General features: G+C 64.4%; 11 protein-coding genes. 6 read left to right on the top strand and 5 right to left on the bottom strand.

The window, feature by feature from the left end:
* Positions 1-967: 967 nt before the first annotated feature.
* The 5 genes from E0W60_RS17380 to E0W60_RS17400 form a co-directional block, all read right to left on the bottom strand.
* Complete coding sequence (locus E0W60_RS17380) at positions 968-1,762, bottom strand: peptidylprolyl isomerase (protein ID WP_133098354.1); 795 nt, start codon at positions 1,760-1,762, stop codon at positions 968-970.
* A 35-nt stretch (positions 1,763-1,797) separates the two neighbouring features.
* Positions 1,798-2,079 carry a BolA family protein gene (locus E0W60_RS17385; RefSeq protein ID WP_135705056.1) on the bottom strand — a complete coding sequence of 94 codons (282 nt, stop codon included), beginning with the start codon at positions 2,077-2,079 and terminating at the stop codon, positions 1,798-1,800.
* A gap of 37 nt (positions 2,080-2,116) precedes the next feature.
* On the bottom strand, positions 2,117-2,656 hold the full coding sequence (locus E0W60_RS17390) for a septation protein A (protein WP_133098356.1): 540 nt from the start codon (positions 2,654-2,656) through the stop codon (positions 2,117-2,119).
* Positions 2,657-2,695: 39 nt separating this feature from the next.
* The gene (gene msrB, locus E0W60_RS17395; RefSeq protein ID WP_063242135.1) at positions 2,696-3,160 is read right to left on the bottom strand and encodes a peptide-methionine (R)-S-oxide reductase MsrB; all 465 of its coding nucleotides are present in this window, start codon (positions 3,158-3,160) and stop codon (positions 2,696-2,698) included.
* A gap of 151 nt (positions 3,161-3,311) precedes the next feature.
* Complete coding sequence (locus E0W60_RS17400) at positions 3,312-4,892, bottom strand: protein adenylyltransferase SelO (protein WP_135706247.1); 1,581 nt, start codon at positions 4,890-4,892, stop codon at positions 3,312-3,314.
* A gap of 420 nt (positions 4,893-5,312) precedes the next feature.
* Here E0W60_RS17400 and E0W60_RS17405 point away from each other — a divergent pair, with 420 nt between their 5' ends.
* The 6 genes from E0W60_RS17405 (at position 5,313) to E0W60_RS17430 (ending at position 12,320) form a co-directional block, all read left to right on the top strand.
* On the top strand, positions 5,313-6,938 hold the full coding sequence (locus E0W60_RS17405; RefSeq protein WP_135705057.1) for a 3-(methylthio)propionyl-CoA ligase: 1,626 nt from the start codon (positions 5,313-5,315) through the stop codon (positions 6,936-6,938).
* A gap of 170 nt (positions 6,939-7,108) precedes the next feature.
* The gene (locus E0W60_RS17410) at positions 7,109-8,359 is read left to right on the top strand and encodes a branched-chain amino acid ABC transporter substrate-binding protein (protein ID WP_133098358.1); all 1,251 of its coding nucleotides are present in this window, start codon (positions 7,109-7,111) and stop codon (positions 8,357-8,359) included.
* A 212-nt stretch (positions 8,360-8,571) separates the two neighbouring features.
* Positions 8,572-9,519: a branched-chain amino acid ABC transporter permease gene (locus tag E0W60_RS17415; RefSeq protein ID WP_029048186.1), complete on the top strand. Its 948-nt coding sequence runs from the start codon at positions 8,572-8,574 to the stop codon at positions 9,517-9,519.
* A gap of 4 nt (positions 9,520-9,523) precedes the next feature.
* Positions 9,524-10,837, top strand: a complete 1,314-nt coding sequence (locus E0W60_RS17420) for a branched-chain amino acid ABC transporter permease (protein ID WP_133098359.1) — start codon at positions 9,524-9,526, stop codon at positions 10,835-10,837.
* The gene (locus tag E0W60_RS17425) at positions 10,834-11,607 is read left to right on the top strand and encodes an ABC transporter ATP-binding protein (RefSeq protein WP_135705058.1); all 774 of its coding nucleotides are present in this window, start codon (positions 10,834-10,836) and stop codon (positions 11,605-11,607) included. The genes E0W60_RS17420 and E0W60_RS17425 overlap by 4 nt, the downstream gene beginning before the upstream one ends.
* Positions 11,607-12,320, top strand: a complete 714-nt coding sequence (locus E0W60_RS17430; RefSeq protein ID WP_133098361.1) for an ABC transporter ATP-binding protein — start codon at positions 11,607-11,609, stop codon at positions 12,318-12,320. Before E0W60_RS17425 ends, E0W60_RS17430 begins: the two co-directional genes overlap by 1 nt.
* The last annotated feature ends 211 nt before the right edge of the window (positions 12,321-12,531 follow it).

Raw genomic sequence — 12,531 nt, forward strand, 5'->3', positions numbered from 1 at the left:
GATAGTGCCTGGCGTTAATCGACTATTGAACGATCCCCATGCCGGGCGTAGGCCGCCTGCTGCATGCCGTATCGGTGGGACGCCTTCGGCTGCGCTACGCGCGGGCCCTAAGGTGGCTGGGCGGCTGATTTCGACTTGGTCACCAACAGCGCCCTGCGAGCGTAGCGACGCAGGTCCGTGCCCGAGAATTTCACCGGCGAGACTGAGCCGCGCGCAGCGCAGCCGTAGGCGATGACGCGATCCCCCTGGTAGCAGGCGGCCTACGCCCGTCCTGGGGATGGTTCAAAAGTGGGGATTCGCCAGGCACCCACACTCACTCACCTGGCGTAGCAGGCTGGCATCGCGACCACGCCCACTGAGACCAACGCCGCCCATATAGCCAGAAGCGCCAAATTGGCTCAGCCAGCCGCAGGCGACGCGCTTTTTGGTTACTTTTTGTCGCTCGGACAAAAAGTGACCCGCCCAGCAGGGCGGAACCAGGCGCTTCAACGGCCGACAGCATGTCACCAACAGCGACAGCGACGCAGCAACGGCCGATAACATGTCACCATCAGCGACAGCGACGCATCAACGGCCGACAGCATGTCACCAGCTGCGAGGACCGTCGATAATCTACTAAAGCCGATTCACCCCAAAACCTACGCCATCAACCTAGAACTCCAAGACGCATACGCATAAGTCAACATCCGCCCCGATTCAAATCCAGGTGCAGGCTTGATTTCACCCCGAGCCTCCTTGTACGCCACCACGGCATGCAGGATCTTCTCGGGCGCATAACGGTCACGCAGGGGAAGGTAGGGGTGGAGCTGGCGCCAGCCAGGGGCGGCGCCGTCCAGAGTCGTCCAGGCCAGCGCGCAATAGCACATGCCCCGGGACGTGAGATGCCACAGTTGCCAGTAGGGGGCGGTCGTCTCCACACGCTGCATCGTTCAACCTTGCAGGACCGGTGGGGGCGACCGGTCCGTGATTACTGGATTTTCGCCTTGTCCTTCAGCGACTTCATCATGGCCTGGAACTGCTCGCGCTGCCAGTTCTGGTCACCCATCAGCATCTGCATCAGCTGCGGCTTGACCTCTTCGAATGACGGGATCTTCGCTTCACGCACGTCGACCAGCTCGATGATGTGCCAGCCGAACTGCGTCTTGACCGGCGTATCGGTCATCTGGCCCTTCTTCAGGCCGGTCATGGCCGCCGAGAACTCCGGCACGTAGCTGCCGCTGTTGGCCCAGTCCAGGTCGCCACCGTTGGCAGCCGAGCCCGGGTCCTTCGAGGCGGCCTTGGCTTGGTCTTCGAACTTGGCGCCGCCCTTGATCTTGGCGATGATCGCCTTGGCGTCGGCTTCCTTCTCCACCAGGATATGGCGGGCATGGTATTCCTTGCCATTTCCGAATTGCGACTTGATCTTGTCGTACTGCTTGCGCAGCTCGGCGTCGCTGGCGCCGTGGGTCTTGACGTAGTCCTCAAATACCGCGCCGGCCAGCACGTTCAGGCGTGCCTGTTCCAGTTGCTCCTGCACGTCGTCGCGCTGGGTCAGGCCGCGCTTGTTGGCTTCCTGCACGAGTAGTTCGCGGTCGATCAGCATGTCGCGGCCACGCTTGCGCAGCTCCGGATTGTCGGGCTGGCCGGTGCCGGCGATCAACTTGTCCAGCTTTGTCGACGGAATGGCCTTGCCATTCACGACGGCGGCATTCTGGGCGATGGCCGGCAAGCTGCCAGCTGCAAGCACAGCCGCCAGGCTGAACGAGAGGACGGTGGTCTTCATGGAATCTGGTCTGAGAGTTGCTGAAAGAAGCGCGCTCATGCGCGCGATTGGTACTCTTGGTCGGTGTACGCAGTCACGGCCAAGGCGTGGATCTGCGCGGGGAACAGACTGCGCAGCGCATCATACACCATGCGGTGTCGCGCAACCCGGCTGTGACCTGCAAAGCGCTCGCTGACGATTGTCACGTCGTAATGTCCGCCTCCGGATGCGGCGCCGGCATGTCCGGCGTGCAGTGCGCTGTCGTCGCGCACGGCCAGGTAGCTGGGGGCGAGCGCTTCGCGCAGCAGTGCCTCGATCGTGGCGGGATTGGCTGCCATCGGTAGTTTCCTTATCGGGGATAAAACGGCAGAAGCGTCAGTCCTGGCTGTTCTCGGGCATGTGCCGCGACAGCCAGACGCTCTGCGCGACGATGAACACCAGCATCAGCCCCATGCTGCCGAACAGCTTGAAGTTGACCCAGACGTCGGTGGAAAACTGATAGGCCACGTAGAGGTTCAGCACACCCATGGCCGCGAAGAACCCGGCCCAGGCGGCATTCAGGCGCGCCCACACCGGATCGGGCAGGGTGACCTGCTTTTCCATCATGGCGCGGATCAGGTTCTTGCGCCAGACCATCGCCGAGCCCAGTAGTGCCACGGCGAACATCCAGTAGAGCACCGTCGGCTTCCACTTGATGAAGGTTTCGTTGTGCAGCACCAGCGTGGCGCCGCCGAATACGGCGATGATCAGCAGGCTGACCCACTGCATCGGCTCGACCTTGCGGTGGCGAAACCAGACCCAGCCGATCTGCACCACCGTGGCGGCAATGGCCACGGCAGTGGCGGTGTAAATGTCGGCCAGCTTGAAGGCGGCGAAAAACAGGATGACCGGGAACAGGTCGAACAGGAATTTCATGCGGTACCAGGTTGTTGCCGGCCCGATGGCCGGCGCTTGTCAGCGCTGCGGGTCGCGCCGGGGTTCGTTGCCGCTGCCGGCATCGTGGGCATGATCCGCCTCACGCTGCGCCGGGTCGCGATCGTCGAATTTTAACGCAGCCGAGTTGATGCAATAGCGCAGGCCGGTCGGGGCCGGCCCGTCCTCGAACACATGGCCCAGGTGGCTGCCGCATTCCTTGCAGCGGACTTCCACCCGCACCATGCCGTGGGTGTGGTCGGCATGTTCGGCAATGACCTCGCCGTTGATGGGGCGGAAATAGCTGGGCCAGCCGCAGCCGGCATCGAACTTGGTGGCGGACTCGAACAGCGGCGTGCCGCAGCCGACGCAGTTGTAGATGCCGCGTTCCCAGTGATCCCAGTAGCGGCCGGTGAAGGGGCGCTCGGTCGCGGCTTCGCGCGTCACACGGTATTCGATGTCGGAGAGCTGGTCGCGCCACTCGGCGTCGGTCTTGGTGGTGGTCATTGTCGTTTCCTCACGGTCTTGCCCGGGATATTGGCCTCGGAACTTCTGGCCTCGGAACTCCTGGCCCCGGAACCTTCGTTGGTCGGCGCACTGGCGCGAACCTTACACCGGATGGCGCCGGCGTGCAGGCTCGGGCACATGAGCAATCCGGTCACGACGAGCAGCTGACTTCCAGCCCGGCGGCCCAGTCGGGCGGCAGCGCGGCATAGTGGTCGGCCTCGGGCTGCTCGTCGAAGGGGCGCGACAGCACCGCCAGCAGGCGCCCGGTTTCGCTGAAATCCTTTTCTCGTGCGTGCCGGATCGCGGTCTCGGCCAGGTGATTGCGCAGCACGTATTTGGGGTTCACCGCCAGCATTTCCAGCTCGCGCGCGGCGTCGTCCGATTGCTCCGCACGCAGCCGCGCGCGGTAGTCGACGGCCCAGGCGTCGAAGGCCGCGCGGTCCAGGAACAGGTCGCGCACCGGCGCATCGCGCGAGGCATCGTGCGACGAGATGCCGCACAGCTTGCGCCAGAACAGCGTGTAGTCGACGCGCTGACCGTGCAGCAGCTGGAACAGGCTGGTCAGCAGGGGCTCGTCAACCTTGTCATCGCCGCCGGCCGGCGGGCGCAGGCCAAGCTTGGCACGGTAGTGGCGGAAGAAGGCGGCAGCATAGCGGTCGCGGAACGGATCGAGCGCCGTGCGCGCCGATTCGATGGCGGCATCGCGGGCGCCTTCCTTGTCGGCGTCCACCGCCGGCAGCCACAGCGGCAGCAGCGCCTGTGCCAGGCAGTGCAAATTCCAGAATGCCACCTGCGGCTGCTGGCTGTAGGCGTAGCGGCCCTGCGTATCGGAGTGGTTGCAGATATGGTTGGCGTCGAATGCATCGAGGAAGCCGAACGGGCCGTAGTCGATGGTCAGTCCCAGGATCGACATATTGTCGGTGTTCATCACCCCGTGACAGAAGCCGATGGCCTGCCAGTGCGCGACCAGGTCGGCAGTGCGCAGCGAGACTTCGCGCAGCAGCGCCTGGTATGGCTGTGCCTCGTCGCGCAACGCCGGCATGAAGTTGTCGATGACGAAGTCTGCCAGCTGGCGCAGCGAGGCCACGTCGTCATGCGCGGCGAAATGCTCGAAATGCCCGAAGCGGATAAAGGTCGGCGCCAGGCGCGTGACCACCGCCGAGGTCTCGATGGTTTCGCGCCGCACCGGTGCATCCGAGCCGACGATGCTGAGCGCGCGCGTGGTCGGCACGCCGAGCGCGGCCATTGCTTCCGAGCACAAGTACTCGCGGATCGACGAGCGCAGCACCGCGCGGCCATCGGCCATGCGCGAGTAGGGCGTCAGTCCGGCGCCCTTGAGCTGGATTTCCCAGGGGCCCGTGGCCGTGTCGGCCTGTGCCAGCCGGATCGCGCGGCCGTCGCCGAGTTGCCCGGCCCAGATGCCGAACTGGTGTCCGGAATAGACCGTAGCAATGGGATCGGCCCAGCGGGGCACCTGGTTGCCGACAAAGGTCTCGACAAAGCCGGGCTCGGCGCCCACGCCGCCATCCCAGCCAAGCAGCGCCGCGGCGGCCGGCGCCACGCCTACCAGGTACGGCGAGGGCAGCGGCGTTGGCTGCAGGCGCGTGAAGAATTTCTCGCCGAGCACGGAGAAGCCGGGCGTGGTGTCGAACGGTACGGCGAGCGCCGAGGCACCGTTGGCACCGTAGGTATCGAAGTCGTGCAAGGCGTTGGACTGGGGCGTGTCTGGCATCGCGATAGGGGCGCGCGGCAAGCGCAATCCGCGGGTTCGGGTGCGGCGCGCAAAGCCGCTTCCGGGGCGGTGCGGGCGCCGCATGACTAGGGCACGGGAATGCGTAGATGGCTAGGGAAAACGACATGTTGAGGTGCAACATGCCACGCAGTATTGTACGTCCTCAACGGCTCACATCCGGTGAGACCGCCACGCACCGCGCAGTTATTTCCCTCCTTCAATGCGCACATGAATCCGGTGCATGGATTTCGCAGAATTGCGGCCCCGATTACCACGCTTCACCACACGGCTTAACCACAGCAGTACGGCAGTGCACAACAGAATCGCAGTGACGCTGTTTCGAGGCACGCGGACAACCGCCCAAAAATAGTACGGTTGTTCGTTTTTTGACGAATCCACCAGACTTCAGGAGGCAGTTTCATGGCATTGATGGGTCAAATGATGAGCGCGCCGCTGCTCATTTCCTCCATCATCAAGCACGCCGCCCGTTACTACGGGTCGACGGAAATCGTTTCGCGCCGCACCGAGGGCGACCTGCACCGCTATACCTACCGCGATTGCGAACTGCGCGCCCGCAAGGTGGCGCAGGCGCTCGGCGCGCTGGGCGTGCAGCAGGGCGAGCGCGTCGGCACGCTGGCGTGGAACGGTTATCGCCACCTGGAGGTTTACTATGGCGTGTCGGGCATGGGCGCCGTCTGCCATACCATCAACCCGCGCCTGTTCCCCGAGCAGATTGCCTATATCGTCAACCATGCCGAAGACAGCTACGTCTTCTTCGACCTGACCTTCCTGCCGCTGGTAGAGGGCGTCGCGCCGCATTGCCCAAACGTGAAAGGCTGGGTTGCGATGACCGATCGCGCCCACATGCCGGCCGAGTCCAAGGTGCCGCTGCTCTGCTACGAGGAACTGGTCGACGCGCAGGATGGCAACTACGAATGGCCGCAGTTCGACGAGCACCTCGCGTCGAGCCTGTGCTACACCTCAGGCACCACCGGCAATCCCAAGGGCGCGCTGTATTCGCACCGCTCCACCGTGCTGCACTCGTACGCCTCGGCGCTGCCCGACGCGCTCGGCTGCTCGGCGCGCGACGTGATCCTGCCCGTGGTGCCGATGTTCCACGTCAACGCCTGGGGCCTGCCGTACTCGGTGCCGCTGGTCGGCGCCAAGCTGGTGTTCCCGGGCGCCAAGCTGGACGGTGCCTCGCTCTATGAGTTGTTCGAGCAGGAGAAGGTGACTTTCTCCGCCGGCGTGCCGACGGTCTGGCTTGGCCTGCTGCAATACGTGCAGTCGAACAACCTGAAGTTCTCCACCTTCCGCCGCACCGTGATCGGCGGCTCCGCTGCGCCGCCAGCGATGATCCGCGCGCTCGAGGCGCTGGACGTGGACGTCATCCACGCCTGGGGCATGACCGAGATGTCGCCGCTGGGCACCTCGTGCAAGCTGCTGGCCAAGCATGAGGAACTGTCCGATGCCGACCGCCACAAGATCCAGGAGAAGCAGGGCCGCGTGATCTTCGGCGTCGACATGAAGATCGTCGACGGCGAAGGCAAGGAACTGCCGTGGGACGGCAAGGCCTTCGGCGACCTGATGGTGCGCGGGCCATGGATCATCGACCAGTACTACCGCAACGGCAGCAACCCGCTGGTCGACGGCTGGTTCCCGACCGGCGACGTCGCCACCATCGATGAAGACGGCTTCATGCAGATCACGGACCGCAGCAAAGACGTGATCAAGTCCGGCGGCGAATGGATTTCGTCGATCGACATCGAGAACGTCGCCGCCGCGCACCCCGCGGTGCATATGGCGGCCTGCATCTCGGCCTACCACCCCAAGTGGGACGAGCGCCCGCTGCTGGTGGTGGTGAAGAAGCCCGGCGCCGAAGTCACGCGCGAGGAACTGCTGCAGTTCTTCGAGGGCAAGGTCGCCAAGTGGTGGATCCCGGACGATGTCGCCTTTGTCACCGAGATTCCGCTGACCGCCACCGGCAAGATGCAGAAGCTCAAGCTGCGCGAACAGTTCAAGGACTACAAGCTGCCGGCGGCCTGAAGCCGGCACAGGGCAGCATCCGGTGCGCCGCGCCTGCTTGCGGCATGGCGCCGCCCGGGGCCCGGCTGCATGGCGCGGACAGGAGGGCGCCACGCCGCCGGCCGCAATCAACGACTGCAATCAACGACTGCAATCAACGACAAGCCAACGACAAGAGTGAAGGAGACAGTATGACCAAGATGCGTCCGCTGGTGGCTGGTGTGGCCATGTTCGCCGCAATGGGTTCTGCGCTGGTTTCGGGTTCGGCACTCGCGGATACGGTGAAGATCGCCTTCATCGATCCGCTTTCGGGGCTAATGGCCCCCGTTGGACAGAACCAGCTCAAGAGCTGGCAGTTCGTGGCCGACGTGGCCAACCAGAAGGGCTGGGCCGGCGCGCACAAGTTCGAGGTGGTGGGCTTTGACAACAAGCTCTCGCCGCAGGAGAGCCTGACCATCCTGAAGCAGGCGATCGACCAGAACATCCGCTATATCGTGCAGGGCAACGGCTCGTCGGTCGGGCTGGCGCTGCAGGATGCGGTGGCCAAGCACAACGAGCGCAACCCGGGCAAGGAAATCATCTACCTGAACTACGCCGCGGTGGACCCGGACATGACCAATGCCAAGTGCAACTACTGGCATTTCCGGCTCGACGCCAACTCGGACATGAAGATGGAGGCGCTGACCACCTTCCTGGCCAAGGATCCCGGCGTCAAGAAGGTTTACCTGATCAACCAGAACTACTCGTTCGGGCACCAGGTGGCCAAGGCGGCCAAGGACTACCTGAAGCGCAAGCGCCCGGATATCCAGATCGTGGGTGAAGACCTGCACCCGCTGGCGCAGGTGAAGGACTTTGCGCCGTATGCGGCCAAGATCAAGGCCTCGGGCGCCGATACCGTGATCACCGGCAACTGGGGCAGCGACCTGGCACTGCTGATCAAGGCGGGCAAGGACGCCGGCCTGACCACCAACTACTACACTTACTACGCCGGCACCACCGGCGTGCCGACCGCCATGGGCGCGGCCGGTGCCGAGCACGTCAAGTACGTGGGCTACTACAACCCCAACAACAAGGGGTTCAAGGGCTCCGACGTCATCGAGGGCTTCAAGAAGAAGTACAACGATGACTTCTACGTGATGGCGTCCTACACCGGCATCGCCATGCTGTCCAAGGCGTTCAAGGACACCAACTCGACCGACCCGGTCAAGGTGGCCAAGGCGCTGGAAGGCATCAAGGTCGAGAGCATGAACGGCCTGGTCGAGATGCGCAATACCGACCACCAGGCCCAGCAGCCGCTGGTGGTGGCCACCTGGACCAAGATCGACGGCAAGGAAATCAAGTACGACCAGGAGAACACCGGGTACGGCTGGAAGACCAACGCGCAGATGGACCAGTACGTGTCCGCGCAGCCGACGTCCTGCCAGATGAAGCGGCCGGGCTGATCCTGTCCATGTCGGGCCGGCCACGATGACACGCGCAGGTGATGCAGCGTGACAGCGTGGCGGCCCGATCCTGCATACTCTCGGTCTTTCTGGATCGATAGCGGTAGCGTCCGGGGCGCCATGCGCCCTGCGGAGGGGGACGCTCACCCCAAATCCAACCGGACGGATGCCAACGCACCCCACTGCGGCGGCACCAGCTTGAAGGACACGCTGTGGAATTCTTTGTCATCTCCCTGCTCAACGGCATCAGCTACGGGCTGCTGCTGTTCATGCTGTCATCAGGCCTGACCCTGATCTTCAGCATGATGGGCGTGCTCAATTTCGCGCACGCAAGCTTCTATATGCTGGGCGCATATTTCGCCTACACCATCGCCAGCAAGGTCGGCTTCTGGCCGGCGCTGATCTTCGCGCCGCTGCTGGTCGCTGGCGCGGGCGCGCTGGTGGAGCGCTTCGGCCTGCGCACGGTGCACAAGTACGGCCACGTGGCAGAGCTGCTGTTCACCTTCGGCCTGGCCTACCTGATCGAAGAGGGCGTCAAGCTGGTGTGGGGACTGGCCGCGGTGCCTTACCGCATCCCGGCCGAACTGGAAGGCCCGCTGTTCCAGGTGTTCACCTCGACTTTCCCCAAATACCGCGCCTTCATGATGCTGGTGTCGCTGGGCATGCTGGTGGCGATCTACCTGGTGCTGACGCGCACCCGCATCGGCCTGGTGATCCAGGCCGCGCTGACCCATCCGGAGATGGTCGAGGCGCTGGGCCACAACGTGCCGCGCGTGTTCATGATGGTGTTCGGCGGCGGCGCCGCGCTGGCGGGGCTGGCCGGCGTGATCGGCGGCAATGCCTTCGTCACCGAGCCGTCGATGGCGGCGGCGGTCGGGTCGATCGTATTCGTGGTGGCGGTGGTCGGCGGCATGGGGTCGCTGGTGGGGGCCTTCATTGCGTCAATATTGATTGGCGTGCTGCAGACCTTTGCGGTCACGATCGACGCTTCGCTTGCGGGGCTGTTGCGCAGCCTTGGCATGGCAGTCAGCGAAGCCACGCCGTTCTACGCCTTGTGGAAGCTCACGGTGGCCCAGGTGGCGCCGGTGCTGCCGTACCTGTTGCTGGTGGTGATGCTGATCTTCCGCCCGCGTGGACTGATGGGAACCCGGGAGAGCTGAGGCCATGGAGCAAGCGATGCAACAACCGCGCGAGCCGGTGTCGACCGGCCGCACCCTGCGCTACCGCCCGCTGAACCTGGCGCGCTGGGTAATCTGGAGCCTGACCATCGTCATCATGCTGGTGCTGCCGCTGGTGTTTACCGGGGGCTTCGCCATCACGCTGATGTCGCAGATGGGCATCATGATCATTTTTGCGCTCTCGTACAACATGCTGCTCGGGCAGACCGGCATGCTGTCGTTCGGCCATGCGGTGTATTCCGGGCTGGGCGCCTTCATTGCCGTGCACGTGCTGAACATGGTCGGCGCCGGCACGGTCTGGCTGCCGGTGTCGATGCTGCCGCTGGTGGGCGGGCTGGCCGGCGCGTTCTTCGGCGTGATCTTCGGCTATGTCACCACCAAGAAGGCCGGCACCACCTTTGCCATGATCACCATGGGCATCGGCGAGATGGTGTTCGCCAGCTCGCTGATGTTCCCCGAGTTCTTCGGCGGCGAGGGCGGCATCTCCACCAACCGCGTGGTCGGCGACCCGTTTTTGGGGCTCACCTTCGGGCCCGGGCGCCAGGTCTACTACCTGATCGCGGTGTGGTGCCTGGTGTCGATGGTGGCCATGTACGCCTGGACGCAGACGCCGCTGGGCCGTATCGCCAACGCCGTGCGCGACAACCCCGAGCGGGTCGAGTTCATCGGCTACAACACCCAGCGCGTGCGCTACCTGGTGCTGGTGCTGTCGGCGTTCTTCGCCGGGATCTCCGGGGCGCTCGCGGCGATCAACTTCGAGATCGTCTCGGCCGAGAACGTCAGCGCGGTGCGATCAGGCGGCGTGCTGCTGGCGGTGTTCATCGGCGGCGCGGGCGTGTTCTTCGGGCCGATCATCGGGGCGGTGGTGTTCGTGCTGTTCGCGGTGGCGCTGTCGGACCTGACCAAGGCGTGGCTGCTGTACCTGGGCCTGTTCTTCGTGCTGATGGTGATGTTCGTGCCGGGCGGCCTGGCCAGCCTGCTGCTGATGCAGCTGCCGCTGGCGGCGAAGGGCAGGTTGCGCCGCATGCTGCCCTCTTATGCAAAGGCGGGCGCGGCCGGCGTGGTGCTGCTGGTGGCGATGATCGTGACGGTCGAACTCGTCTACAAGGTGCAGGTCGACAGCGCCAATGGCACGGCCATGAAGCTGTTCGGCGTCGGCTTCGATGCGGCGACGTGGACGCCATGGGCGGTGGCGGCGGTGCTGTGGGCCGGGGGGCTGGCCGCATGGCGGCTGACGGTGCGCGCGTCGCGCGCCGAATGGGACAAGGTGCAGGCGGAGATCGCGGGAGGCACGGCATGACGGCGGCACTGGAACTGACCGAGGTACGCAAGAAGTTCGGCCAGACGGAGATTATCCGCGGCGTGAACCTGAGCATCCCGAAGGGTGAGCGCCACGCGCTGATCGGGCCCAACGGGGCGGGCAAGTCCACCACCTTCAACCTGATCTCGGGCCGCTTTGCGCCCACCAGCGGCACGGTGCGCCTGAACGGGCATGAGATCGGAGGGCTGCAGCCGTTCGTGATCAACCGCATGGGGCTGTCGCGCAGCTTCCAGATCACCAATATCTTCCATCGGCTGTCGGTGTTCGAGAACCTGCGCTGCGCGGTGCTGTGGTCGCTTGGCTACAAGTACTCGTTCTGGCACCGGCTGACGGGTTTGCGCGATGCGCGCGAGCGGGCCGACGAGGTGCTGGAACTGATCGGCATGCAGCACCGGCGCAATACACAGGCGGGCCTTCTGACCTACGCTGAGCAGCGCGCGCTGGAAATCGGCATCACCATCGCCGGTGGTGCCGAGGTGATCCTGCTGGATGAGCCTACCGCGGGCATGAGCCGCTCCGAGTCCGACCATGCAGTCGAACTGATCCGCAAGGTCACCGTCGGCAAGACACTGGTGATGGTGGAGCACGACATGAGCGTGGTGTTCGGGCTGGCCGACCGCATTTCGGTGCTGGTCTACGGCGAAGTGATCGCCACCGATACCCCGCAGGCGATCCGCAACAACCGCAAGGTCAAGGAAGCCTACCTGGGGACCACGCTGGACGAAGACACCACCGAAGGAGCGCACTGATGGGCAAGCGGATGCTGGAAGTCACGGGCCTGCATGCCTACTACGGCAAGAGCCATATCCTGCATGGCGTCGATGCGCATATCGACGAAGGCGAGATCGTGGCGCTGCTGGGGCGCAACGGGGTGGGGCGCTCGACCATGGCCAAGGCCATCCTCGGCATGGTCAAGGCCGAGGGCTCGGTGAAGTTCCGCGGCGAGGAGATCCTGGGGCGGCGCACGTTCGAGATCGCGCACCTGGGCATCGGCTATGTGCCGGAGAACCGGGACATCTTCCCGACGCTGACGGTGCGGCAGAACCTGCTGCTTGGCGAGAAGCGCAACCCGCGGCAGCCCAAACCGCGCTGGTCGGTGGAAGACATGTTCAACATGTTCCCCCGGCTCAGGGAACGCGAGAACACCTCCGCGGGCGTGTTGTCAGGCGGCGAACAGCAGATGCTGACGCTGTGCCGGACGTTGATGGGCGATCCCGACCTGGTGCTGATCGACGAGCCCACCGAAGGGCTGGCGCCGATGATCGTGGCGCTGGTGGGTGACTACCTGAAGACGCTGAAGGAGCGGGGCGTCTCGGTGCTGCTGATCGAGCAGAAGCTGGCGATTGCGCTGGATATCTCGCAGCGGGTCTACGTCATGGGGCACGGGCATATCGTGTTCGAGGGCACGCCCGGCGAACTCAAGGCGAACTCGCAGATCCGGAAGGAGTGGCTGGAGGTTTAAGCGTTTCCGCCGGCGCTGCGGGTGCCACCCGTAGCGTCGGCGTCACTTCATGTTTCACGACAGCCGCGGGAAAGGCGCTCCTTCAACTCCGAGCGTCACTAGTGCTTCTCAGGTCGTTGACTACTCAAATTTCCAGTCGAGGACAAGCCACTTTGCAACACTGTTGTAAATTTGTCTTAACACAAAAATCGGAATGATTCGCATTTGTACT

Source organism: Cupriavidus oxalaticus (genome assembly GCF_004768545.1).
In the GTDB taxonomy this organism is placed as follows: Bacteria; Pseudomonadota; Gammaproteobacteria; order Burkholderiales; family Burkholderiaceae; genus Cupriavidus; species Cupriavidus oxalaticus_A.

Excerpts from the sequence above, each read along its gene's own strand:
- msrB (WP_063242135.1), bottom strand. The coding sequence starts at position 3,160 with ATGACCACCACCAAGACCGACGCCGAGTGGCGCGACCAGCTCTCCGAC.
- E0W60_RS17390 (WP_133098356.1), bottom strand. The coding sequence starts at position 2,656 with ATGAAATTCCTGTTCGACCTGTTCCCGGTCATCCTGTTTTTCGCCGCC.
- E0W60_RS17420 (WP_133098359.1), top strand. The coding sequence starts at position 9,524 with ATGGAGCAAGCGATGCAACAACCGCGCGAGCCGGTGTCGACCGGCCGC.
- E0W60_RS17405 (WP_135705057.1), top strand. The coding sequence starts at position 5,313 with ATGGCATTGATGGGTCAAATGATGAGCGCGCCGCTGCTCATTTCCTCC.
- E0W60_RS17430 (WP_133098361.1), top strand. The coding sequence starts at position 11,607 with ATGGGCAAGCGGATGCTGGAAGTCACGGGCCTGCATGCCTACTACGGC.
- E0W60_RS17400 (WP_135706247.1), bottom strand. The coding sequence starts at position 4,892 with ATGCCAGACACGCCCCAGTCCAACGCCTTGCACGACTTCGATACCTAC.
- E0W60_RS17425 (WP_135705058.1), top strand. The coding sequence starts at position 10,834 with ATGACGGCGGCACTGGAACTGACCGAGGTACGCAAGAAGTTCGGCCAG.
- E0W60_RS17385 (WP_135705056.1), bottom strand. The coding sequence starts at position 2,079 with ATGGCAGCCAATCCCGCCACGATCGAGGCACTGCTGCGCGAAGCGCTC.
- E0W60_RS17410 (WP_133098358.1), top strand. The coding sequence starts at position 7,109 with ATGACCAAGATGCGTCCGCTGGTGGCTGGTGTGGCCATGTTCGCCGCA.
- E0W60_RS17380 (WP_133098354.1), bottom strand. The coding sequence starts at position 1,762 with ATGAAGACCACCGTCCTCTCGTTCAGCCTGGCGGCTGTGCTTGCAGCT.